The 26,678-nt window shown below is 34.1% G+C and carries 17 protein-coding genes and 1 tRNA gene; 12 read left to right on the top strand and 6 right to left on the bottom strand.

What is annotated here, in order from left to right; genetic code table 11:
* Positions 1-184 precede the first annotated feature (184 nt).
* The 9 genes from pckA to ACFS6I_RS16440 all read left to right on the top strand — a co-directional run bounded on the left by pckA (position 185) and on the right by ACFS6I_RS16440 (position 14,782).
* Complete coding sequence (gene pckA, locus ACFS6I_RS16480) at positions 185-1,753, top strand: phosphoenolpyruvate carboxykinase (ATP) (protein ID WP_380922221.1); 1,569 nt, start codon at positions 185-187, stop codon at positions 1,751-1,753.
* Between the two features lie 26 nt (positions 1,754-1,779).
* On the top strand, positions 1,780-2,796 hold the full coding sequence (gene fbp, locus ACFS6I_RS16475) for a class 1 fructose-bisphosphatase (RefSeq protein WP_132771990.1): 1,017 nt from the start codon (positions 1,780-1,782) through the stop codon (positions 2,794-2,796).
* Positions 2,797-2,866: 70 nt separating this feature from the next.
* Positions 2,867-3,364 (top strand): thioredoxin family protein, encoded by a 498-nt coding sequence (locus ACFS6I_RS16470; protein WP_380922219.1) that lies wholly within the window; start codon positions 2,867-2,869, stop codon positions 3,362-3,364.
* Positions 3,365-3,580: 216 nt separating this feature from the next.
* The gene (locus ACFS6I_RS16465) at positions 3,581-5,359 is read left to right on the top strand and encodes an AMP-dependent synthetase/ligase (RefSeq protein WP_380922217.1); all 1,779 of its coding nucleotides are present in this window, start codon (positions 3,581-3,583) and stop codon (positions 5,357-5,359) included.
* A 306-nt stretch (positions 5,360-5,665) separates the two neighbouring features.
* A tRNA-His gene (locus ACFS6I_RS16460) sits at positions 5,666-5,742 on the top strand.
* A gap of 101 nt (positions 5,743-5,843) precedes the next feature.
* On the top strand, positions 5,844-6,521 hold the full coding sequence (locus ACFS6I_RS16455; RefSeq protein WP_380922215.1) for a M15 family metallopeptidase: 678 nt from the start codon (positions 5,844-5,846) through the stop codon (positions 6,519-6,521).
* A gap of 556 nt (positions 6,522-7,077) precedes the next feature.
* Positions 7,078-9,471, top strand: a complete 2,394-nt coding sequence (locus ACFS6I_RS16450) for a mechanosensitive ion channel family protein (RefSeq protein WP_380922213.1) — start codon at positions 7,078-7,080, stop codon at positions 9,469-9,471.
* Between the two features lie 299 nt (positions 9,472-9,770).
* Positions 9,771-13,619 carry a TIM-barrel domain-containing protein gene (locus ACFS6I_RS16445; protein ID WP_380922211.1) on the top strand — a complete coding sequence of 1,283 codons (3,849 nt, stop codon included), beginning with the start codon at positions 9,771-9,773 and terminating at the stop codon, positions 13,617-13,619.
* Positions 13,620-13,828: 209 nt separating this feature from the next.
* Positions 13,829-14,782, top strand: a complete 954-nt coding sequence (locus tag ACFS6I_RS16440; protein WP_380922209.1) for an arginase — start codon at positions 13,829-13,831, stop codon at positions 14,780-14,782.
* Positions 14,783-14,921: 139 nt separating this feature from the next.
* Here the strand turns inward: ACFS6I_RS16440 and ACFS6I_RS16435 are convergent, their stop codons facing one another.
* The 4 genes from ACFS6I_RS16435 to ACFS6I_RS16420 form a co-directional block, all read right to left on the bottom strand.
* Entirely contained in the window at positions 14,922-18,095 is a 3,174-nt protein-coding gene (locus ACFS6I_RS16435; RefSeq protein WP_380922207.1) for an AsmA-like C-terminal region-containing protein, read from the bottom strand.
* A gap of 217 nt (positions 18,096-18,312) precedes the next feature.
* Positions 18,313-18,693, bottom strand: a complete 381-nt coding sequence (locus ACFS6I_RS16430) for a VOC family protein (protein ID WP_380922205.1) — start codon at positions 18,691-18,693, stop codon at positions 18,313-18,315.
* A complete protein-coding gene (locus ACFS6I_RS16425) occupies positions 18,693-19,136 on the bottom strand; it encodes a VOC family protein (protein ID WP_380922203.1) in 444 nt (147 codons plus the stop codon). The genes ACFS6I_RS16430 and ACFS6I_RS16425 overlap by 1 nt, the downstream gene beginning before the upstream one ends.
* 243 nt (positions 19,137-19,379) lie before the next feature.
* Complete coding sequence (locus ACFS6I_RS16420; RefSeq protein ID WP_132771982.1) at positions 19,380-19,943, bottom strand: Crp/Fnr family transcriptional regulator; 564 nt, start codon at positions 19,941-19,943, stop codon at positions 19,380-19,382.
* Between the two features lie 294 nt (positions 19,944-20,237).
* On the opposite strand from ACFS6I_RS16420, the gene asnB reads away from it, so the two are divergent.
* Positions 20,238-21,926: an asparagine synthase B gene (gene asnB, locus ACFS6I_RS16415; protein WP_380922201.1), complete on the top strand. Its 1,689-nt coding sequence runs from the start codon at positions 20,238-20,240 to the stop codon at positions 21,924-21,926.
* Positions 21,927-21,984: 58 nt separating this feature from the next.
* Here asnB and murI read toward each other — a convergent pair whose 3' ends face one another.
* Entirely contained in the window at positions 21,985-22,815 is an 831-nt protein-coding gene (gene murI / locus ACFS6I_RS16410) for a glutamate racemase (protein WP_380922199.1), read from the bottom strand.
* 52 nt (positions 22,816-22,867) lie between these two features.
* The gene (locus ACFS6I_RS16405) at positions 22,868-24,292 is read right to left on the bottom strand and encodes a glycoside hydrolase family 125 protein (RefSeq protein ID WP_380922197.1); all 1,425 of its coding nucleotides are present in this window, start codon (positions 24,290-24,292) and stop codon (positions 22,868-22,870) included.
* Positions 24,293-24,491: 199 nt separating this feature from the next.
* Between ACFS6I_RS16405 and ACFS6I_RS16400 the strand changes: the two genes are divergently transcribed.
* Both ACFS6I_RS16400 and aroQ read left to right on the top strand, forming a co-directional pair.
* On the top strand, positions 24,492-26,138 hold the full coding sequence (locus ACFS6I_RS16400; RefSeq protein ID WP_380922195.1) for a gliding motility protein RemB: 1,647 nt from the start codon (positions 24,492-24,494) through the stop codon (positions 26,136-26,138).
* A 56-nt stretch (positions 26,139-26,194) separates the two neighbouring features.
* Positions 26,195-26,617 carry a type II 3-dehydroquinate dehydratase gene (gene aroQ / locus ACFS6I_RS16395; RefSeq protein WP_021189767.1) on the top strand — a complete coding sequence of 141 codons (423 nt, stop codon included), beginning with the start codon at positions 26,195-26,197 and terminating at the stop codon, positions 26,615-26,617.
* The last annotated feature ends 61 nt before the right edge of the window (positions 26,618-26,678 follow it).

The raw sequence follows: 26,678 nt of genomic DNA, 5'->3' as shown, positions 1-26,678 counted from the left end.
AGCAAAAATATGTTTAAATCTATATTTTAATTTTAGCTGTTTAAATAATATTTAAATTAATTTGTGATAATAATGCTCTTATTTTCAAAGTATTATAAATGTGTAGTTTCAACAATAAGCTAAATTTTGTTTGTATCTATGTGTTATATTTAGCTAGATTTGAACAATATTTTAAAACAAAAGTATGACTTTATCAAAGATTAAACAGTTAGCTGCTTTGGGTATTCACCAGCCCAAGGAAGTATTTTGTCAATTGGATAGAAATGCTCTTATTGGACATGCTATTCAAAAAGGAGAAGCTTCATTGGCTGAAAATGGGGCTTTGAATATTTTGACCGGTAAATTTACGGGCAGATCTCCTAAGGATCGTTATCTCGTAAAGGATGAGATAACTGAAAACAGAGTTTTTTGGAATGAAGTTAACCAAGCAATTACTCCAGATGCATTTAAAAAATTGTATGACTTGACTACTGAGTATCTATCGGCTAAGGAACTTTTTGTAAGAGATTGTCAGGTTGTATCGAGTGATGATTTATCGAAACATCTTTTAGTTGTCTCCACAAAAGCTACCCAGGATCTGTTTGCTTCCAATATGTTTATTGAAACAAACGGTATTGAATATACTGAGGTCGATTGGACTGTTCTTGTGGCTTCGGATCTTCAAGTTCCTAATTTTCAGGAGTTGGGTCTTAATGCTCCAAATTGTGTTGTTATTGATTTTAGTCGTTGTGTTGTCTTGGTCATTGGGACTGGTTATACTGGAGAAATTAAAAAAAGTATTTTTTCGATTTTGAATTTTATATTGCCCGTTCAGGATGGAGTTTTGTCCATGCATTGTTCTGCAAATGTTGGTAAAGATGGAGATACAGCTTTATTTTTTGGATTATCGGGTACGGGTAAAACGACACTTTCTGCGGATGTGAATCGTAATTTGGTTGGTGATGATGAACACGGCTGGTCTGACAATGGTGTGTTTAATTTTGAGGGTGGGTGCTACGCAAAGTGTTTAGGGTTAAATCCGCAACAAGAACCGGAGATCTGCGGAGCTATAAAATCGGGATCACTTTTGGAAAATATTAAATTTCACGAGGGTACAGCTGTTCCTAATTTTGAGGATGCGAGTATTACTGAGAATATGCGTGTTTCTTATCCATTATCCTATATTTCTTCCTACAAAGATGTTAAATTGGTTGATGCACCTAATAATATATTTTTCTTGTCAGCGGATGCTTTTGGAGTTTTGCCTCCAATATCAAAGTTAACTATAGAACAGGCCATGTATTATTTTATCAATGGCTATACTGCAAAGGTTGCTGGTACTGAGATGGGGGTTTCAAAACCAACGGCTACATTTTCAGCTTGCTTCGGGCAGGCATTTATGCCATTACATCCTATGGAGTATGCTGAGTTATTAAGAGATCGATTAAAAAAGAATCCAGATACTAAGGTTTGGTTAGTCAATACTGGCTGGATCGGAGGCCCCTATGGTGTAGGTAGGCGCATCAAGCTCGCTTATACGCGTAGTTTAATTCAGGCCGCATTATCAGGAGAACTGGAGGAATATCCTATGGAAGTGCATCCGATCTTTAATTTAAAGTATCCCACATTTTGTCAAGAAGTTCCAGAGCAGATTCTAGGGGCCAAGCAATTGTGGGGCAATGATGATGCCTATGATGAGCAGGCCATGGCTCTAAAATCACTTTTTGAGAATAACTTCAAAAAATATCAAGATACCTATTTTACTACCGTCTAATGTAAAGGCTAAATCATTGTGTATATATGAAAACGTTGGGTCAATTTATTATTGAAAAACAGGCTGATTTTCCTTTTGCAAAAGGAGAGTTATCACGATTGTTAAGAGATATCGCTATCGCCGCAAAGGTGGTAAATCGTGAAGTTAATAAAGCGGGGTTAGCTGATCTTCTGGGTGCATGCGGGGATATGAATATACAGGGTGAGGTGCAACAGAAACTGGATGTCTATGCTGATGTTCAATTTACTTCCGCACTACAGAGGGGAGGAGAATGCTGTTATTTAGCTTCGGAGGAACATGAATTGGGCATTGACTTGTCGCATGATGTTGTTTCCAAGAATGCAAAGTACATGGTTTGTATTGATCCTCTAGATGGTTCTTCTAATATCGATGTGAATGTTTCAGTAGGAACAATTTTTTCAATATACAGAAGGGCGAACAATGAACCTGTTTCGATGGCTGATGAACTATTGCAACAGGGGCGGAAGCAGGTTGCGGCAGGATATATTATCTATGGTTCGTCGACTATGCTTGTATATACTACCGGAAATGGTGTGAATGGGTTTACTTTAGATCCTTCTATAGGAGAGTTCTGTTTATCTCATCCTAATATGAGAATTCCTGAAAGTGGGCAGATTTATTCTATCAATGAAGGAAATTATATTAAATTTCCACAAGCGGTCAAGAACTATATTAAATATTGCCAAATTGAAGATTCGGCTTCAAAACGTCCTTATACTTCCCGTTACATCGGGTCAATGGTTGCTGATATACATCGTAATTTGATTCGTGGAGGTGTTTTTATTTACCCTGAAACATTATCTTTTCCTACAGGAAAGTTGCGTTTGATGTATGAATGTAACCCTATGGCTTTTATTGTTGAGCAGGCAGGAGGCAAAGCTACTACTGGCAGTGAACGGATTTTGGATATTCAGCCTACTGAATTACATCAGCGTGTTCCTGTAGTTATAGGAAGTAAACTCATGGTTGAACAGGTGGAGTATTTTTATAGTATGGAGCTTGAATCGTCGTTGAATGTATAAAAACTCATGAATGCAGGTTGTTTTAAGCTTTACTTTCCTTAAATTTGATTTTACATTTGAATAGAATTGTATGCGCAAGATTATAAGAGTTATCACGTTATGCTTTGTTTTTTTTACTTTTCAGCAGGTTATTGCACAAACGAAGCCTGTAGGAGAAAAAGATACTTTATCATATCCGTATCATCCTGAAGCTAATGCACAAGAGGATTTAGATAAATTAATAGCTCAGGCTAATAAAGAGGATAAAAATATTATTATTCAAGCGGGAGGTAATTGGTGTATTTGGTGTTTGAGATTTAATGATTATATTCATAAAACTGCTGAGATTGATGATTATCTCCGCCATAACTATCTATACTACCATCTTAATTATTCCAAAGAGAATAAAAATGAGGCCATATTTAAAAAGTATGTACCCGATTCGTTAAAATTAGGATATCCTTTTTTTATTGTCATGAATAGTACAGGTGAAGTCCTTAAAATTCAGGAAAGTGGTAGTTTAGAATCTGGTAAAGGCTATGACAAAAATAAGGTCATGCAGTTTTTTAAAAGTTGGTCTAAAAAATAAATATTTATAACCTTCAAAAAAGGCTTTGGGATATAACTCAAGGCCTTTTTTGTTTACAGAATAAATTCAATTGATCTTAAATATTTAGATTCTTTTATTGGGACTCATATTTTGAATTATTTTCTATTGACAATTGGTTAGTTTTGTAAACTTATTCTCTTAACATTTTGTTTAAGAGATGACCTTACTCTGAAGGTGGATTTTTTAAGGATTGAAATGGAAGAAAAATTAAGAATATTTGATTTAGCTGAACGGCAGTTAGGATTATATCCCGGTCTAGCCATGTTCTCCAGTAAAATAAATGGAAACTGGACTGATCTAAAGACTGATGAGTTTATTAGTCAGGTTAATGCGCTATCAAAAGGATTAATCGAATTGGGGGTCAAGCCTAATGAAAAAGTTGGTTTAATCGCCGAAAGTAGTGTGCAGTGGCATATTGTTGATTTTGCAATTCAACAAATTGGAGCTGTAGTTGTTGCTATTTATCCAAATATTATGGATGCTGATTATCAATATATTTTTAATGATGCCGAGATTCGGGTTGCTATAGTTAGTACAAGGAGTCTTTATCAAAGAATTGTTAATATTAAAAATTCCATCTATACGCTCAAGTATATTTTCTGTATGAGTTCGCATGATGAGGTACGGAATTGGAAAGAGATTGTTCAAATAGGAAGTCATATTGAGGATGGGCATCTTCAAAAACTGAAAAATGAAGTAAAATCTGATGATCTTGCAACTTTGATTTATACTTCAGGAACTACAGGAAAGCCTAAAGGTGTGATGTTGTCACATGATAATATCATAGCAAATGTTCGATCGGCCCGAGAGATTACCCCCTGTAAGGCTTATGATCGCGGACTAACATTTTTACCTCCTTGTCATGCTTATGAAAGGATGGTTATATACACTTATTTTTATATCGGTATAACCGTTTACATTGCAGAGTCTTTTGATAAGATCGGTCAAAATCTAATAGAGGTAAAACCTAACATAATGACTGCTGTTCCTCGGATTTTGGAAAAAGTATATGAAAAGATCATTAAGAAGGGACATGATCTGCATGGTCTTAAACGTAAAATATTTGATTGGGCTGTATCGGTAGGGGAAAATTATGATCCCGATCCTCAAAAAAGAAGTTTTGTATATGATGTTAAATTAAACCTAGCTAGGAAACTGGTATTGAATAAATGGTATGAGGGGCTTGGAGGTTCTTTACAGACAGTTGCTTCTGGAAGTGCTTCTTTGCAAAGTAAGTTGACACGTGTTTTTTTAGCTGCAGGTATTCCTATTTATGAGGGATATGGGATGACTGAAGCATCTCCACTTATATCTGTTAATCATTATTTAAGAGGGACTCGGGTAGGTACTGTTGGACTTGCAGTAAAGGATGTTCAGATAAAATTGGCCAGTGATGGTGAGGTTTTAGTGAAGGGGCCAAATATCATGATGGGATACTATAAAAATTCGGAAGAAACGAGTAAGACGATTATTGATGGGTGGTTGCATACAGGTGATATCGGAGTTTGGGAGGACGGTCTATTTTTAAAAATTATTGATCGAAAAAAAGAATTATTTAAGATCTCAGGAGGCAAATATGTGACTCCTCAGCCTATTGAAAAAAAATTAGTAGAGTCTAAGTTTATTGAGCAGGCGATGGTGGTTGGCGATGGGATGAAATTTGCTTCTGCTTTTATTGTTCCTGATTATGGACATTTAATTGACTGGGCCAAATCTGAAAATCCTAATCTTCTAAAATTATCTAAGGCAGATTTTCTGAAGCAAGATCAGGTTATTAAAAAAATAAATCAAGAGGTGCGTATGGCTAACCAACATTTTGGTAATTGGGAGCAGATCAAAAGGCCTATAATCATTGCAGATGAATTTACAATTGAAGGGGGAGAACTTACTCCTACCTTAAAGCTGAAACGTAAAGTGATTTTGCAGAAGTACAAGACAGAGTACGATCATCTTTATCAAAGTGCCATTGATTGAATTTGATAAAAGTCAAATATTGGAAATGGTGATTACAAAAAATATGTTTTAGGAAAGAGTAGATATTTTTGCGTTACGTTTTTTTGTCCACACGTAATTTCTAAAGTGAATTTGTTTGTTTTTTATTTAACAAGTGCGGTTTTATATTTTGCATTTATTGCCGATATGCTTGATGAATAGGGCTGAAGTGGATATTTGTGAAAATTAAATTCTTAATTATGAACGAAGTAAAAATTTATTGTAAAAAAAGATTAAAAACAGTTTCTAAATACCAATAATTGTTCTACTTTTGTAGCAACAAACACGGTAGATGTAGCTCAGTTGGTTAGAGCATCGGTTTGTGGTACCGAGGGTCGTGGGTTCGAGCCCCATCATTTACCCCAAGCCAGTACGTAAGTACTGGCTTTTTTTATTCTCTTTTATTTCGACAGGTTGTTCAAGTAGTATCCTATATTTTTATTAACTTCAAGCATACAACTTATCAATGAAAATACATCGCTATCTTTTTTTTATCTTTATTTTTAGTCAAACCACCATTTTTGCTCAGCAAAAATTGCCGAAAGGTTTTAGTTATGTTAAAGATATCATACCTGGAATAAATGTTGATCTACGTTATTATAGTTCACATAATTTTGTTGGTAAGAAAATCGACGGTTATAAATCCCCTGTCCTTATATGGAGTACTGCAGCGACAAGTGCTTTGAAAAAAGTGGAGAAGGAATTAAATGCACAGGGAATGTCATTGAAAGTTTTTGATGCTTATCGCCCACAAAAAGCGGTTCAACATTTTAAAAGATGGGCTCTACAAATTAATGACACTTTATCAAAAAGAGAATTCTATCCGAATCTAGATAAAAGAAATTTATTTAAATTAGGTTATATCGCAAATAAATCGGGGCATAGTCGAGGTAGTACGATCGATCTAACGATAGTCACTCTTATTGATCATAAAGAATTGGATATGGGAAGTCCTTTTGATTTTTTTGGACCAATATCCCATTTTGATACTGAGGAAATTAATGCGGCGCAGAAAAAGAACAGAACATTGTTGAAAAGCATCATGATGAAACATGGTTTTAAAGGCTATGCGAAAGAATGGTGGCATTTTACTCTAATTCATGAACCTTACCAAAAAACATACTTCGATTTTGATGTTTATTAAGTTGGTGCTGTTTTTTTGAAATTCAAGAAATTGAAAAATTAACTTTGCTATGTTAATTTTTTAGATCTATCAAAGCGGTAAGAAATGCCTTATTCATTCCTGTTATATGGTTTATGTATATCTATAGACATAAGATGGTGAAAATTAGCTATTCGTTTATGTAAAGCTTCTTTAATAGCGTGTACATTCAATCTACGCTGGGTTTAACAGTTAAATCTTATTTTCTAGCTTGCTTTTGGTTTTTTACGGTCGCAAGTTTTAGGAAAAGCCTGTGACCAATTCGTGTAATGCACCTGTTACTAGATACAATGGTCAGATCTGTTCTGGAAATGCCATTATTTTAATTTGATAAAATAATCTATAAAACATGAATTTAGGAATTTATTTTGATTCGAGCTTTAAATGAAAATATTGGAACTTTTATTTCAGATTAAGGATGACCGAAGGTTCCGCTTGCTCCTTATAATCTTAGATATTTAGTTATTTTTGTCGAACTTGAATTTGATTGCACACATTAATCTTGAGTATCCTTTGTTTTTAATTTAACGAATATTAAATGAAACCATCTAATTATATATTGATTTTGTTTTTATTGCTCTGCTTTAGTGATAAAAGTTTCGCTCAGATCGCTGTTGATACCAGTAGTGCAAGGAAGAGCGAATACATTGTTAAAGCTTCTCGTAATAAGGAAAATCGTAGAGAAAATAGGATGCGACGCAATTTTGTAGATACTGTCGCTAGTTTGCATTCGAATAGTACTGTTGATAGTCTGCGGGCTGATCTATCAAAGATCAATGTAAAATACATTGCAAATATACGTGCATACGCATTGGAAAGTGAGGCTATACACAAGCGTGATATACGGACTGAATTTATTGAGAAGGTAAATAATTTTTCAGGAACGCTTCCTCCAGATTCTGTGACTTCATGGACGCATTATGTTCGCACTCAAATCGCTGATTTAAATGCATTTCACAGTAGTTTAGAAAGTTACAACCGTAGTCTTAATTTGACTTTAAGTCAACTAAAAGGGTTTCGATCAAAGTATAGTCAAAGTGAAACTAATGAGCGGTTAAGCACTTATTTGACTACATCAGAACAAGATGTGCAACGTAAAATTGATTCTTTACAAGTGTCTGTAAGTATTACCAATGATAATTTGAAGGCTTATTATGGTTTATCCCATCATGTGAAGGAAGCTGTCTCTAAGCAAACTCATGCAGGGAAGTCGGATACCTCAGCTGTAAAAAGTTCATTATGGAAAGCTGGAGGTGCCGCAGTTACAAAAGAGAAAATTTTAAATAATTTAAAAGATAATTACAGAAAGAGTAAATCGCTAGATACTTATGTGAATAAGACTGAGTGGACGAGTAGGGTGTTATTGATTATTTTGGTATTTGCTTATCTCTATTGGATTATTTCGACAGCTTATGTATTAAATAAGCATAACAATAGCCTATCTAATACGAAATCATCTTTTAATTATTGGGTTCCTATTGGAAAAGCAATTGTTCTATTTCTGACGTTATTGCCTATTGTTTCCATTGTTACTCCAACTTTGGTTATTCAAGGGATGCAATTGCTAATTATGGCCATATTTGGTCTTTTGTTAAGAAATAAATTTACTGTAAAACATGGTAAAATTGTAGGATTTTTACTTCTTTTTTATATATGCGATGTCTTTGTTAATTCTGTTGTTAGCGAAGACTTGATTATGCGGATTGTTTGTATTTTATTTAATATAGTGGCTTTAGGAATAGGGTTTTATTTAAAAAAGAATATTAATGATCCTACTGCCGCGGGCTATATTCAACTTCCAGTTTTTATCATATTTGCCGTTTTAAATATTGGTGCAATTATTCTGAATATTTTAGGCTATGTGGATCACTCCCGTAGTTTTAGTATTGCAGGTGCCGTTGGTCTTGCACAATCTTTTACCTTGACTTTTTTCACGCAGATGATAAAAGAGGATGTTAGAAATCAGTTTTCAAGAAATCGTGTGAAGAGAGGATTTTGGTTACGATTTAATGAAGAACGTGCTTTGAAGGCTACAGGAGATGCTTTGAAATTTGTTTGTCTTCTACTAGCCATTATTGTGCTGGCGAATAACCTTCAGTTTGCTGCTTCTTTAGCATCTTCGGTGTCTAAATTTTTGAGCAGTAATCATCAGCTCGGTGGAATTAATTTTAATTTTGGTAATTTATTGTTAGCGGTAATTATATTGGCTGCTGCTAATTGGTTTCAAAAGAATTTGAATTTATTGTTGATCGGTGGTGAAAATGGAACGTTGAGTACTGATTACGATCAGAAAATGACCCTTTTTCCCTTATTTAGGTTGATTATAATTGTTATAGGTTTTTTTATAGCTATTTCTGCTTTAGGTGTTAGTCTTGATAAATTGACGGTAATCGTTGGAGCCTTAAGTGTTGGTATAGGTTTAGGGATGCAGAATATCATTAATAATTTTGTTTCCGGTATTATTTTAGCTTTTGATAAACCTTTTCGCGTTGGAGATCGCATTGAGTTGGCTGATAAAAAGGGTAGGGTAAAAGAGATTGGTATTCGCGCGAGCATCTTAAATACTGGAGATGGGGCCGAGGTTATTATCCCAAATGGTGATTTATTATCTGGACGTGTGGTCAATTGGACTTTATCTAATGATGATGCAAAAACAAGTTTTGTTATTCAGGTGGATCGTACAGCTGAACTTGATACTTTAAAATCATGGATTACAGAGGCTGTTGAGCATAGTACTTTTAGTAAACCTGAATTGGGTATTGGCATTAGCGTTCAAGATATAAGTGAAGAAATGATTTACCTTAGTATTAGTTGCTGGATTGATAATTCGGGTAATAGTGGTGGTTTTAAAAATGATGTCTTGATTGAATTGAATAATCGGTTCAAAAAAGAGGAACTGAAGTTTTACAGTATTGCCCCTTCAAATAAATAGTTGAACTTATATAATAATAGCAAAAGGTCAGAATTATAACTTAGTTCTGACCTTTTGTTATTTCATCTAAATGCTAATGCTATATAGCTGTTTCTGATAAGTAGAACTTGATTGAAGGAGTTACAAATTGATATGCACTTTAATTTAAATTGAAGAATAATGTATTTTAATAGATACAATCTTTTATTTTCAAATCTCTTTCCTACATTTACGGACCTATAAATACAGTTTTAAAACAAATTATTATTTAACGTCTAAACAGCTATAAATAAAATAAGAAAACACAAAATTGTAACATAATGTATAAACAACACAGAAAGGTGATGTTTGCTTTGGCATTTCCTTTAATGGTTAGTATTGCTCCTACGCAGGCCAATTTCAAGGGAGAGGCTTTGCAGAAGCAAATTAATCCAACGTTAACTATTGTGAGCGCAAAAAAAATAAATGCGACGACAATAGAGGTTTTATTTTCCGATAATCAACGATTAACATTTGATTTTTACGGAGGACATATTTTTCGTTTGTTTCAGGATAATACCGGAGGTATCATTCGTGATCCAGAAGCCAAACCTACAGCTTCGATATTAGTTTCAAATCCCAGAAAGCCTGTTCATCTTTTAAATCTTAACGATTCAAATAATCAGATAACTATTGCTACAGATGAAATTTCTGTTGTTATTAATAAGTCAACTAATTTATTGACTGTTGTTAATCAAAAAAATAAAGACAAGTCTATTGTTTTTACAAAACCTATTCAATTTGAAAAGGGAAAGGTAACTTTAAGTCTTCAGGAAAAACCGGATGAGTATTTTTATGGGGGAGGTGTTCAGAATGGGCGTTTTTCTCATAAAGGAAAAGTTATCTCTATTGAAAATCAAAATAGCTGGACCGACGGTGGTGTTGCTTCGCCTACTCCTTATTACTGGTCATCCGGAGGATATGGTTTTATGTGGTATACTTTCAAGCCCGGTAAGTATGATTTTGGTTCAAAACAAAAAGGACAAGTTCAATTGACACATGACAGCGACTATCTTGATGTCTTCTTCATGGTAAATGATGGCGCAGTTCCTTTGTTGAATGATTTCTATCAATTAACAGGAAATCCTATTTTACTTCCGAAGTTTGGTTTTTATCAAGGTCATCTGAATGCTTACAACCGAGATTTTTGGAAAGAGGATGAAAAGGGCATCTTGTTTGAAGATGGGAAGCGCTATAAGGAAGGTCAAAAAGATAATGGCGGTATAAAGGAGTCTTTAAATGGAGAATTGAATAATTACCAATTCTCGGCGCGTGCTGTTATTGATCGTTATAGGAAGCATGATATGCCTTTTGGCTGGTTGTTGCCTAATGATGGTTATGGAGCGGGTTACGGACAGACAGAAACTTTAGATGGTAATATTGCTAATTTAAAAAGTCTTGGTGATTACGCACGTAAGAATGGGGTTGAAATTGGATTGTGGACACAGTCTGATTTACATCCAAAACCTGAGATCAGTGCATTATTGCAACGTGATATCGTAAAAGAAGTGAGAGATGCTGGAGTTCGTGTTCTGAAAACGGATGTTGCCTGGGTAGGTGCTGGTTATTCTTTTGGATTGAATGGTGTGGCGGATGTTGGTCATATTATTCCGTATTATGGAAATGAAGCTCGACCGTTCACTATTTCGTTAGACGGATGGGCAGGTACGCAACGTTATGCCGGCATTTGGTCTGGCGATCAAACTGGTGGTGTCTGGGAATATATCAGATTCCATATTCCGACATATTTAGGTTCAGGTTTATCTGGCCAGCCTAATATTACATCCGATATGGATGGTATTTTTGGAGGTAAAAATAATGCGGTCAATATTCGTGATTTTCAATGGAAAACTTTTACTCCAATGGAGTTGAATATGGACGGGTGGGGTTCGAATGAAAAATATCCACATGCACTTGGTGAGCCTGTTACCTCAATTAATCGTAATTATCTGAAATTAAAATCAGAGCTTATTCCTTATGCTTATAGTATTGCTAAAGAAGCAGTAGATGGTTTACCGATGATCAGAGCACTGTTCTTAAAGTACCCAAATGCTTATACACAAGGAACATCTACACAGTATCAATATTTATACGGTCCTTCCTTTTTAGTAGCTCCTATTTATCAGGCTACGAAATCTGATGATAAAGGTAATGATGTGCGTAATGGCATTTATTTACCAGAGGGTACTTGGATAGATTATTTTACAGGTGATAAATTTACTGGAAATGTTATTCTCAATAATTTTGATTCGCCGATCTGGAAATTGCCCGTATTTGTAAAAAATGGTTCCATTATTCCCATGGCAAATCCAAACAATAACGTTCATGAAATAAATAAAGGACTTCGTATTTATGAAATCTATCCAGAAGGAAAAACGTCTTTTACGGAGTATGATGATGATGGGGTTTCTGAAGCTTATAAATTAGGTAAAGGATCTTCTACCTTAATTGAATCATCTTTAGACGGAAAAAATCGGTTAGCTGTTACGGTGAATGCTACAATTGGTGATTTTGATGGTTTCGTGAAAAATAAGCAAACAGAATTTAGAATAAACGTTACTTCGAAACCTAAAAAACTGACTGGACTGATTGGAAAACGCAAGGTTAAATTGGTTGAAGTAAATTCTTTAGGAGAATTGGCTAATCAAGAAAATGTTTATTTTTATGATGCTGCGCCTAACATGAATAAGTTTGCAACGAAAGGTAGTGAATTTGAGAAGCAGATTATTACTAAAAATCCTGTAGTACATATTAAATTGGCCTTTACAGATATTACAGCAAATAATGTAAGCTTACTGTTGGAGGGATTTGAATTTAATCCACAGGATCGTTTCCGCATTTCTTCGGGTGCATTGATTGCGCCTCAAAATGCTATTGTTAGTGAAGATAATAAAGCTGCATATACATTGAAGCCGACATGGAGCAAGGTAGACCATGCTGATTATTATGAGATCGAATTTAAAGATATGCTTTATTCGACGATCAAGGAGAATGAATTGCTCTTTGATGGGTTAAGTCCAGAAACGGCGTATACTTTTAAGTTAAGAGCTGTCAATAAGAGTGGTTTTTCTGACTGGGTTGAAGTTAAGTCCGTGACGAAGTCAAATCCACTGGAGTTTGCTATTCATGATATTAAAGGCGAAACAACAGCTGAGAATCAAGATGGATCAGGAGTTGATAAATTGTTTGACTTTGACGAAGGTAATATGTGGCATACTGCATGGGGTAAAAATGCATTACCATTTGATATGATTTTAGATCTAAAGTCTGTTAATCAATTGGATAAGATTCACTATTTACCTCGTACAGGTCGTGGTAACGGTATTGTGCTGAAAGGTAAAGTTTATTATAGCGCAGATAAAGATAGCTGGACAGAAACAGGTGCATTTACCTGGGCTAATAATGATGAACTGAAGACCTTCAATTTTGCTAATCAGCCTACAGCTCGTTATGTTAAGTTAGCAATTACTGAAGGAGTCGGCGGATTTGGTTCAGGTCGTGAAATGTATGTTTTTAAAGTTCCTGGTACAGAGAGTTACATTCCTGGTGATATCAACAACGATCGTTTGATCGATCGAAATGATTTGACTTCTTATACAAATTATACTGGTTTGAAAAGGGGTGATGCTGATTTTGAAGGCTATGTTAGTAACGGTGATATTAATAAAAATGATTTAATTGATGCTTATGATATTTCAGTTGTAGCTACTCAATTAGATGGTGGTATCAGAGATCCTAAAGTCGAAAAAGTTGCAGGTGAAATCAACCTATCGATTCCGAAAGCAAGTTATAAGAAGGATGAGATCATTGAAATTATGGTTAAAGGTAAGGATCTTAAATCTGTTAATGCCATCAGTTTTGGATTACCATATCAGTCGCAAGATTACGAATTTATTTCAGTTCAGGCGTTAGCTGTTAAAGGGATGGATAACCTGACCAATGACCGACTTCATACTAGTGGTGAAAAAGTATTATATCCTACTTTTGTAAATATTGGCGATCAAAAAGCTTTAAATGGAAATGAAGATCTATTTGTTTTGAAACTTAGAGCAAAAAAAGATTTAAAATATACATTGAAAGCTGTTCAAGGGTTTTTAGTTGATAAAAATCTGAATACATTAAGATTTTAAATTCTTTTTATTTTTTATAAAAACGGGCTTAGAGAAATATTTCTAAGCCCGTTTTGTTTTTGATTCTTATCCTAGTATTAGACGGTATTATTAACTTGAAATAATTATCTTTATATAAACAATTATAACCCAATGAGTGAATATTAAGTATTCATATTATGTTTCGTGGTTTTTATTTTTAATTGTATGCCTAGTTTTAGATTTGATGTATGAAAAGATCCATAAAAATTATCAAAAATAGATCTGATATAGGGGCTGGAACAAGAGGTTCCGATTTAGGAATTGATGCTATTGAGATTGCTGCGATTAATAAGGGAAGCCAATACTTTCATAATTATCCTCATATTGATGTGGAAACTCGAAATGATGCGGTTTATGATCCGTCCTTCCATCCCTATGCTAAAAGAATTAAAGAAGTCTACGAGCAATGCCGTGAGGTTGCACTTGTCGTTGAAAGGACATTAAGAGAAGGTTTCTTTCCTTTAGTTTTTTCAGGGGATCATTCTTCTGCTATTGGAACTATTTCTGGAATAAAATCTGTTTACCCCGATCAATCATTAGGGGTAATTTGGATTGATGCTCATGCCGATATCCATTCTCCTTACACCACTCCTTCTGGGAATTTACATGGTATGCCTTTGGCAGCTACATTGGGCATAGATAATTTATTGTGCACAGTTAATCGGCCTGATGAGGAGACGAAAAAATATTGGCAGAAGTTAAAGGGTATTGGTGGACATTTAGGGAAATTTCAGGCTCAGGATTTGATTTATTTTGGTGTACGTGATACTGAACCTCCTGAGGATATATTAATCAATGATTTAGAAATTAAGAATTATATTGTCGATGAGGTTCGTCAGTTATCTGTAAAGGGCTGTATACGTGAGGTGATGAAGAAACTCGCCGGTTGTGATCTGATTTATGTTTCTTTTGATGTTGATAGCATGGATAGCGAGTTAATTTCTGATGGAACTGGTACGCCTGTCCCTAAAGGTTTTTATGCTTCTGAAGTTACAGAATTGCTTGAAGGTATATTAAGCTCTAAGAAGGTTGTTTGCTTTGAGGTGGTAGAAGTAAATCCGTTATTGGATCACCAAGGGAATAAAATGGCTGAAGTGGCTTTTGAAATATTGGAAAAAGTAACTAAATCCATCGAAAGATAATCTATTATTCATGACTTTTAAAATTTGAATGGATTAAAAAGGCGAAGGATTATTTGATAAAAACAATCCTTCGCCTTTTTAATTTTAATATTCTTTAAGTATCTATTGTGATTTTGGATACCTTTTTTTATTTTATCGTCTATTTGTTGGATATTGTGATTGAATCTTGCATCAATGATTCTTGATATAATTTTTTATCATCATTATCCATATCTGTATCCAGATCATTTTCTTTATATTTTCCTAATTTTATTATTGGGTTTTGTGCACTACCAGTTATTCGCATTGGAACTCCAAAAATACCAAAAGGAGGGAGCCCTAATCGGAATCCAAGATTCATCTTACCATCCAGTGTGACCTGTCCTTCAAAACGAGGTCTGAAAAATCCCATTTTCATTTTTGTACGTTCAATAGTCATTACATTATTGGCTATGGATGTATTGATCTTAACTTTTTTGACCGATCCATCAGCTAGACTTTCTTTTGAAGTTTCTTTTGAAATGTTGTTCAATAGTTTAAACCCCAAGAATTGGATCTGTTCAAGGGTCAAGGAACCGCTTCCTTTTATTGAAGGTATTATTGGATTCATGTTGTTATCTAGAAGTCCTGATAATTGATACTCAAGCGATACCAGTCCATGGGCATTTTTCGCAGAAGAAACCATTTCTTTAAACATAGGGATTTCATGATAAGCACGCTGGATGTCAAAACTATCAGCTTTTACAAGGTAATCAAATCGAGCTTTATTGCTGTTCAATGCTTTATATTGACCACTCATAGCCACTTTTAATCCTGAAAGTTCAAATCCTGTATTTGAGAATGAAAGGTTTCCATTTTGAATTGATACTTTGCTCGTTAGTTGATTTAATGTAAGCTGATCATATTTCATTTTATTTACGATACCATTAACTGAGATATCTAGATTTTTTGGTATTAAAATTACGCCTGAATTAGTACTTGTTGGGCTACTGTTTTCAGTTTCAGCAAAAAATGTAAAATCATTTACATTAATAATGGGGCTGCTTAATTGAAAATTACCTTTTAATGTCTGTGTTGTGTTTGTGAAGTATTGGATAAGATTATCTAAGTATCCTGTAATATTTAATTTGTTGTGTCCATATGAAGATGCGACATCGCTAAAAACTAACTTCTCTTTGGCAAAAGTGAAATGTCCTTTTTTGATATTAAAGGGTTTAGGAAATAATTCGGATTGTACTTGTATTTGCCCGATGTCTAATGTTCCATGGTTCTTTAATTTATGGTATTGCCCACTTGTAGCATCGCTTTGTAATCCGGCGAGATCCAGATCGGTTCTAATATAACCATTGACGTTTATCCCATCGATGGCAAATATTTTATATAGGGGTTCTAAATTAAGCTTCCCTTGAGACTTAATTGCATAGCGTACATTTTTAAAGTTTTGCAAATCTGCATGCAAAAAGAAAGGTTCGCCAGCTAAATTGAAAGATATCGGTAAAACTTTAACTTTTAAATCTTTTAAAGAACCTTTTTCACTGGATATATAGGTTTCAATATTTATCTTCTCAAGTGGAAAGGGATAATTTAGTGTTTTTAGAAATCCGTTTTTTAAAGTAACTGTTGTATTTGTTTGTGGAAAAGTACCTTTTTTTAGATCCATTTTACCATCAGCTACCATATTGACAAAGATTTTTCCCGATATTTCAAGGCTATCGACTGGATATACTTTTTTAATATCGGCCAATTGAATATCAGCCTGCATATTTGATTTGACATCTAATTTTAGCAAATCGTTGATATGTATAAATCCTTTTATGTAATTGTTCAGTGCTTTAATGTCAATATGATCTAATGCAATTTGAGCATTGGTGATTTTTGCATCATTACATGTTGCTTTTAAATCATACTCAATTTTTTCGATAGCTGCAGGTAAATTTGCGAGTTTGAAATACCCTTCGCGTAACGTATTGTGAATATCAAAATTAGGTATAGATGCAATGGTAGTATCTATTTTATTTCTTAATCCTGAGGTTTTAATAGCCGTTGCGTAGGTTCCATTAATAAAACCAGCTAACATCCAATTTCCTCTAAAGCTTAAGGTGGGCAAAGCTAGTGCATTACTGACAGCACTTAAGTCTAGATTACTTTTAAATTCAGTATTTACATATAAAGGATTTAGTCCTTTAACTATTCCTTTGCTGTTGAAATATCCGGAAGCAACCTTAAATTCAAATTGTTTTAATTCAATTAAAATAGAATCTGGGTTTAATTGAGGAAGGCTAATCTTAAGTTTTGTCTGTATATCTTCTATTGGGATTTTAGCCGTCTTATTGGAAAAGTATCCATCTGTAATGTTTAAACCCACGGTAAGATCTGGCATTTTATGTTCTTCCACAATGTATTCTCCTACGAGATCTATGAATAGTTCTGAGTTACCTTTTATTTTTGTTTCGGCCAACCATTTCGAGTAGGAGACCGGAACTAAAGATAGTAATTCAGATAAAGTGCTTTTACTGGATTTTAATTTAAAATCCAGGTGATAGCCATTTGTTAAGAAACCAAATTCACCTTTAAATTTAACAGGAAGTCTATTGATCCGAATGTCGTTCCTTTCAAATATAAAAGCCAATGTATTGGTGTTTACTTTAGTCATGAGACTAGCATTGATCATTTTATCATCTACATATTTTTCTCCGTCGAGAGTTAAGCTTAATGATTGTATGTCTGCTTTGCTATCTAAATCAAAAAGTGAAGACATGAGATCACCATGACCTTCATAATCCATTTTTTTAGCTTCTAGGATGATTGGAACTGATAAATCCTCGTAATACACATCTACTTTTTGAAGTAAAATGCTTTTAAAGGCTAAGTCAATTGCGGTACTTGTTTTATCAGTATTTGTTATTTTATCATTCTTTTTTTTAACGATATTATAATTAGACTCACCATCTTTATTTACTTTAACGTGGATTTTGCCATGATCGATATAGAATTGTTCAACGACAATTTTTGACTTTAAAAGGCTTAGAATATCGACTCCAAGACTTACTTGTTTTGCTTTTAATAGTTCAACATCTTTAAATGGAGCAGATCCTTTTAGGGAAAGGTCATGAAGGGAAGCTGTTAATGCTGGGAAGTGGTCGAAGAAAGATAAATGAATTTTACTGTAATTTAACTCGCCATCAATCTGATCATTAATAACCTCTTTAATTTTTATATTTACTTGTTCCTGAAATAATAAAGGAATAGTAAAAATGAGTGCAATAAATAAAATACAAGCTGTAAAGATTATTTTACCAGTGAGTAAAAAGTAGGGTAGATATTTTTTTAACACAAATTCCTTTTTTGAATTTGCAAAGAACGTATAAATCTTTGTAAAACAATATTGAAAAATTACAATTTTCAATATTCCTATACAAAGTGATGGTAAAGAAATTCGGATCCTTTATAAACTTGATCTTGTGAAACGGATAGCAAATAGGGTGCAGATATTTTTATAGAAATATACTAAAGGGATTAATAAATAAGTTATTAATCCCTTTAGTATACGTTTAATGAGCGTTGATGTCCACTTCAAATATCCCAAAGATATTGTTGTCCGGATCAGTAAAATATCCTTGATAACATTTTCCTATTACTGCAAACTTAGGTAAGGCAATCTTTCCGCCATTATGTAAAATGTTTGCTGATGTCTGATCAAAATCGTCAACTTCCATTGAACATGTAAATGCATTAGTACCACAATTTGACGGAGGAACTTCAGCTGGACGTTTTAATAATCCACCCATTATAGCTGCTGTTTCTATTCGATAGTATTCAATTGGAAGGTTTTCTTCTTTAATAAATGTCCAACCAAAAAGTTGTTGATAGAATGAAACAAGGTTTTTAGGATCAGTTGCTTGAATCTCAAAGTATACAACTGCATTTTTCATTATTGCATTTTTTTATTCCCTTCAAAATGAATCATCCACGAAATACCATATTTATCTTGGAATGAGGAATATAACTCAGCCCAGAATTGTTCTCCTAATGGCATTTCTATATTTTGTGCTTCTGCAGTGAGTTTTGCATATAAGTCTTTTGCTTCATCAGCTGTTTTTGTATCCAACATTAAATAAGCATTTGTTCCAGAAGTTGCTTTATGTCCGAAACCTTCGATACAATCGGATCCCATTAGCATGACAGAATCATTGATTTTAATAGCGGTATGCATTATTTTATCTCCTGCATCAGCAGGTAGTGGATAATTTGGATCGGCTGGCATATCCTTGAATCGGTATATACCTAGTGATTCTGTGTTAAAAACAGATTGGTAAAATTCGAAAGCTTCTTCGCAATTACCGTTAAAGTTTAAGTAAGCATGTAAAATAGCCATAATTTTCTTTTTTATATTTAAGTTATATCAAAGTTAGTTGTTGATTTGACAGCTGTATGTCAGTAAATAAATTGGTCAAAAATATTTTTATTATTTAAGTTTTGTTTCTATTGATAAACCAGAATATAAAAGAACTGTTTTAAAGTCTTGACGATCTGTTGTTTTATTTATCTTACTCAAAAGTAAAGTAAACCCTAATCAATCGACTTCGCATAGGACAAGTAATTTTACTGCTCGGATAAATTATATTTCTTTTCGGATGCGACTTAACGATGTGTCTGTTATGCCAAGGTACGAAGCTATATATTTTAAAGCTGCTTGCTTAATTATTTGGGGTTTGGTACTGATTAAATTGTGATAGCGTTCGGTAGCAGAAAGTGAAACCATATCAATAAAACGTTTTTTGTTAATGTGTAAAGCATAGGTCATCCATGACCGTCCCCATTCATTAAAAGCTGGAATGGTATGATACAAAGATTGAAAGGTATTAAAATCAATTTTCCAAACGCTACAGTCAGTTAAACATTGAAGATTTTCGGGAGAAGGAAACTGAAGAAAAAGCGAAGTGACTTCGATAACTACATCATGATCACCAAAAAAATCAGTTGTAATTTCATTTCCATTATAATCATGAATAAATGACCTTATGAGGCCACTTTCCAAAATATAGTATTCATGTGCTTTTTCGTCTTTCCGGAGTAAAAAATCATTTTTAGAAAAATGAAGAAGCTCATGTCCGGTCATTATTTTATTTAGGTCACTTTGTTTAATTGCTAGATTTTCATAATGATGAAGTAAAGCTTTCATAATGGGTGATTTATATTTTTTTTCTAATATGAATTTATGCAAAAAATGCCAAATCTGGTTAAAAAATGAAACAAGTATATTTAATAAGAAATGTTCTATTGCTGGTTATTAAAGGGTTCTTTATTTTTTATTTGGTACTGATTGAGTCATTTTAATGTATAAATGGTAAAGAATTTAGTTTTTTAATGTTAAATTTTTAATAAAATTTAAAAAACATTATGAATTTAATTATTTATTGTTTTAATTTGTATCAATAATTCAATCAAAAGAAAGAAACAATAAAAAAACAATAATATGTGTGGTATCATCGGAGCATTTGATTTAAAGGAATCTGTCGCATTAATCAGACCTCAAGTTTTAGAAATGTCTAAGCGTATACGTCATCGTGGACCAGATTGGTCAGGTATTTATAGTTCAGATCTGGCTATACTTGCGCATGAGCGACTAGCTATTGTAGATCCAAAATCGGGTAGTCAACCTTTGTATAGTCCAGATGGGCAAGTTGTCTTAGCTGTTAATGGCGAAATTTACAATCATCAGGAATTGCGCGATAGTCTACCAAATTATGATTTTGCTACACAATCTGACTCTGAGGTTGTACTTGCTTTATATTTAGAGAAAGGACCTCAATTTATAGAAGATTTAAACGGAATTTTTGGTTTTGCTCTTTATGACGCTCGCAATGATTCATTTTTTGTTGCTCGTGACCATATGGGTATTATACCTTTATACTATGGTACGGATGATAAGGGACAATTTTTTGTTGCTTCGGAATTGAAGTCCTTAGAAGGATTTTGCACTACTATGGATCAATTTCCTCCGGGACATTATATTTATAGCATTGAAAGTAAAGAGCCTAAGCGTTGGTATTCAAGACAATGGGAATCATATGACGCTGTTAAGGATGCTGAAACAGATATAGCTAAATTGCGTGAAGCTTTAGAAGCTGCTGTTCACCGTCAATTGATGTCTGATGTCCCTTATGGTGTCTTATTATCCGGAGGTTTAGATTCATCAGTAATTGCTGCTGTAACAAAAAAATTTGCTTCCAAACGTATCGAATCTGGTAATGCAGAAGAAGCGTGGTATCCACAATTGCATTCTTTTGCAGTTGGATTAAAAGGTGCTCCAGATTTAATTGCTGCACAAAAAGCTGCAGACCATATTGGCACTATCCATCACGAGATTAACTTTACTATTCAGGAGGGGCTCGATGCTATCCGTGATGTTATTTACCATTTAGAGACTTATGATGTTACTACGATAAGAGCTTCTACACCGATGTATTTATTATCACGTGTGATCAAATCTATGGGGATAAAAATGGTTCTTTCGGGAGAAGGTTCTGATGAGTTATTTGGAGGATATTTATACTTCCATAAAGCACCGAATGCTAAAGAATTTCACGAAGAGACAGTTCGCAAATTGAAGAAATTGTATTTATATGACTGTTTGCGTGCTAATAAATCTTTAGCGGCATGGGGTGTGGAAGGACGTGTCCCATTTTTAGATAAGGAATTCATGGATGTTGCCATGACGATCAACCCAAAGGATAAAATGATTAAGGATGGTAAAATGGAAAAGTGGGTGCTACGTAAAGCATTTGAAGATTATTTACCAGAAAGTATTGCCTGGAGACAAAAAGAGCAATTTTCTGATGGTGTAGGTTATAGTTGGATCGATACTTTAAAAGAACAGGCTGAAAGTAAAGTAAGTGATGCCGTATTTGCTGGTGCAGCAGAAAGATTTCCTATCAATCCTCCTAAAAATAAGGAAGAGTTTTTATACCGTACGATCTTTGAATCACATTTCCCTTCAGAAGCGGCTGCTAAAACAGTGCCCTCTGTTAAGTCTGTAGCTTGCAGTACTCCTGAAGCTTTATTATGGGATGCGTCATTTCAAAACTTAAATGATCCTTCGGGCAGAGCTGTTGCCGCGGTTCATAATGATAGTTATGTTAAAAAAGAGGTATTGGCTGATTAAGATCTAAATTACATCGATAAAATGGAAAGGCCTCATCTTTTAGTAGATGAGGCCTTTTTTATGAGACTTTAATGTGTGTAGCTTTAATTTTTTGACCGAAAAATATTTCTGCTTTAGATTCAAAATCAAGTGGATCATCGGTTGTATAAAATTGCATGCTTCCATTTTTAGAACTTTTGTATTCAATATCATGGTGCAGGTCCAAATATTTTTCTAAGCTTTTAGCGACGAGTGGTCCCTGTGAAATGATATTGATATGGCTGGGTACAAATTGCTTAATCACGGGTAGTAGTAAGGGGTAATGTGTACAGGCCAATATGATGGTATCAATATCAGGCGATTGTTTTAAAAGTTTTTCAATATCTTTTTCAACGAAATATTTTGCTCCTTCTGTATTGATTTCATTATTTTCAACTAAGGGTACCCAAAAAGGACAATCGTGTTGAAATACTTTTATTTCGGGATAAAATTTGTTGATTTCAATTTTGTAGGATTCCGATTTCACTGTCCCTGTTGTTGCTAGTATGCCCACCTGATTTGTTTTTGTGAATTCTTTTACAATTTCAGTTGTTGGACGAATGACACCCAGTACTTTTTTTCCAGGTGGAAGGTCATTTTGTTGGATTGAACGTAATGCTTTGGCAGAGGCTGTGTTACAAGCTAGAATAACAAGATTACATCCTAAATCAAATAACTTAAATACACATTGTTTTGTAAATTCATAGACGGTTTCGAATGAACGGGTTCCATAAGGAATGCGAGCATTATCGCCCAAGTAGATGTAATCGTATTGAGGCAATTGTTTTTTGATCTCTTTAAATACGGATAAACCACCGTACCCAGAATCAAATATCCCTATTGGACCAATCTGTTTTTTTTCTTGCTCCATAAAAAAGTGCTATAAGTATTACCTTATAGCACTTTTATTACTATAGGGTAAACTATATTTGTTTAAGCAAAGATGGTTTTTCTTTATAAATTTTCCATATTAATTCTCCAAATAATGTATTTTGCCATGCAAACCATTTTCTGGTAAAGTTTTTTGGATCGTCTTTATGAAAGGATTCGTGCATAAAACCTGTATCTCCATGTGTAGCAATCAACATTTTAACACATTCGATTACCTCTTTATCATTATTTGCTGTAAAGGCACGCATCATGATAGACATCGGCCAAATGAAATCGCGACCAATATGTGGTCCACCGATACCTTCTCCAGCAGTACCTTTAAAGAAAAACGGATTGTTTTCTGATAGGATATATTGACGTGTACGTTGATATACGGGGTCTTCTACTTTTACAGCATCCAAATATGGTAATGACAGTAAACTTGGAACGTTTGCATCATCCATCATTAAGAATGAGCCGAAGCCATCAACTTCAAAAGCATATACTTTTCCAAATTGTGGGTGATTTATTATTCCATGTTTTTGAACAGCAGCTTCCACTTCATTGGCTAGTGCTTCCATTTTAGTGGCTAAAGTATTGTTATTTTTGACTTTTCTTAAGATTTCTGCAGATTGTCTAAGGCTGACTACTGCAAAAAGATTAGAAGGAATCAAGAAAGAAAAAACAGTTGAATCATCTGAAGGTCTAAAGCTGGAGCAAATCAAACCAACAGGTTTAACGGGATATCCATAACCATCAACCTGCAGGGTGTCTGATCCTCTTGGCGTGGTACGCATAAATTTATATGGACCTAGATTTTCTTTACGTTGTTGCTCAACAAATGTCTGATAGATTTTTTCCTGTGCAGCTTCCCATTCTTCATTAAAAGGGCCTGCATCATTTGTTTCTTTCCAGTAGTGATAGGCGAGTCTGATTGGGTAACATAGCGAATCGATTTCCCATTTACGTTCGTGAATCCCTGGTTTCATGTCTGTATGATCACTGAACCATTCACCTTTTTTTGTAGGATCATTGTAGAATGCATTAGCATAAGGATCTATGTTGATGCATTTACTCTGTTTATGTATTAATCCAGAAATCAGATTTTTCAAACTTTTATCATCTTTCATAAATGCGAGGTATGGCCATACCTGAGCGCTGCTATCTCTTAACCACATCGCATCAATATCACCCGTAATTACATAGGTATAATTGCGATTATTTTCAACATATGGGAATACTGTTGTGTCTAAGGTATTTGGAAGGCAGTTGCCAAATAACCAAGCCAATTCTTTATTACTTGTTGCTTTACCAAATGTTACAATTGCATTTTCAATAGCTTTACTTGAAAATAGACGTTTATCTGCAGGAATACGCACTGTTGGGAATGAAGTCTGATTCGAAGCAAAAGATACTTTGCTTGCAAATAATCCAGCACCCAATACGGCTGAATTTTGAATGAATGTTCTGCGTTTCATTATTAAATTTCAAAAAGGTTATTTATTATCATACTGGTTTTCTCTGTATTGCAAGGTAATAAAAAATCGTTAAAATGGAAAGCAAATACGTTTTAGCATGTTTTTTTTGTAAATAGTAATCTTTATAAGTTTAAAAAAGCGTTATTTTGTTTTTTAGGAATAGATTTTGCTGTCCTATTTTATTGTATAAAAAAATCTCATGAAAGAAAAAGTGTCATTAAAATTTTTAGCATTTGCTGGAGTGCTTGCACTTGGTATGCTAAATCAGAACGAATTAAGCGCACAAATTAAAAATCAACCCTATTCCTATCAACTTTCTCAAAAAATGAACGATGTACTGTATTCGCCACATACGCGTTTACATACATCATCTAAACCATTTCTATTTACCGATGAATTATTGGCAAAGTTTGATTCTATAAAAACGAATCAGCCGGTAGCTTCGGATAATTGGTTTATGCGTAAGATATTTAATGAACATCTTATTGAGGTAGAGAAAGATGATTATACTTTTTATGCTGATTTATTGCCTGATATGATCATTGGGAAGGATATGATGGGCGATAAACGCCGTACTTGGATGAACTCTAGAGGTTTTCAAGCGGGAGTCACAGTGGGTGATAAATTTACGTTTTATACCAGTGCAACTGAAAATCAAGCGGTTTTTCCAGAGTACCTATCGGATTATATTGATGATCGAAAAGTTATACCAGGAGAAGGGAATACAAAACATCAGTCTAATAATAAGAAAGACTGGATGAATGCAACTGCTAGTTTGACTTATGATTTTAGTAAGCATTTTCAGGCTACTGTAGCTTATGATAAGAATTTTATCGGTGATGGATATCGTTCGCTTTTATTGTCGGATTTTTCTTCGAATTATACACATTTAAAATTTACAGGTACCATTGGTAATGTTCAGTATACTTCAGTCTGGGCGTATATGAATGATCCAACCAATAAACGTTCTAATGCATTAGGTGAGACTGAGCGATATGGTGACGGTAAGAAGTGGGGTGTTTTTCAGTATGTGGATTACAATGCTACGAATAGATTTTCGATTGGATTTTTTCAGGCCATCACCTGGGCAAATCGTGATGCCGCAGGTACTCGAGGTTTTGACTTTACTTATATTAACCCTGTGATGTTTTTACGTCCGGTCGAATCTAATAATTCAACATCTCCGGATAAGATGTTTTTAGGTTTGAATACAAAGTATAAGGTTCTTAAGAACATAACAGCTTATGGCCAGTTCCTGTTGGGGGAATTTACGGCTAAAGAATTTTTTGCAGGAAAGGGTTATGTGCATAATAAATGGGGAGCTCAGTTTGGTGTAAGGGGATATGACATATTTGATGTAAAAAACTTAAACTTTTTAGTTGAGTACAATACAGCCAGACCTTATACTTATGCCCACTTTGATTCTGGTTCAAACTACAGTAATAATGCTGAGCCATTGGCGCATCCTTTGGGCGCTAATTTTAGAGAGGTAGTTGGTATTGCTAACTATGCATGGAAAAGATTTGATTTTTCTGCGCAGCTGAATTATAATGAAAAGGGGTTAGATCTTGAGGATGGTTCAAATATGGGAGGTGATATTTTTCAGTCTTACCGTACTTATGCTAACATGTATGGTAATCATATTGGGCAAGGTATAAAAAGTCAAGTTGTATATGCAGATGCTAAAGCTGCTTACGTTCTGAATCCTAAGTATAATCTTAGATTCGAATTAGGTTATTCGCAACGTTATCAAAAGATACAATATGAGACCCCGCTAACGCATAAATCGGGTGTATTTAGTATTGGCCTTCGTTCAAGTTTTAGATCATTATATAGTGATTTTTAGTCCGTAAATTGTTTAAAAGAAACCGAGCTTGATTGCTCAAGAAGCTATTTATTTTAATGAAAAACATATTAATTCTCAATGGACCTAATCTTAATTTATTAGGAGTCAGAGAAAAATCAATTTATGGGGCACAAGATTTTGATAGTTATTTTTCAACTTTAAAAAATAACTATGAATCTGTTGAATTGAGTTATTTTCAAAGTAATACTGAAGGATTTATTATAGATAAATTGCATGAGGTAGGTTTTGAATACGACGGTATTGTGCTCAATGCAGGGGCTTATACGCATACTTCTGTTGCAATTGCTGATGCTATTGCAGCTATTAATACTCCGGTTGTAGAGGTACATATTTCAAATGTTCATACACGGGAGGAATTTAGGCATCATTCGTATTTGTCAAAGAATTGTGTGGGAGTCATTTGTGGCTTTGGTTTAGATAGCTATCGATTAGGTGTTGAAGCACTTCTTGCCCGCTAGTATTTGATATTATATAATAAAAAATCCCCTTGATCACTCAAGGGGATTTTTTATTGTTTTC

The sequence above is a fragment of the Sphingobacterium anhuiense genome, from assembly GCF_042686355.1.
Classification (GTDB): domain Bacteria; phylum Bacteroidota; class Bacteroidia; order Sphingobacteriales; family Sphingobacteriaceae; genus Sphingobacterium; species Sphingobacterium anhuiense.
The sequence above is the reverse complement of the archived record's forward strand: the minus strand, read 5'-3'. Positions and strand labels throughout refer to the sequence as shown.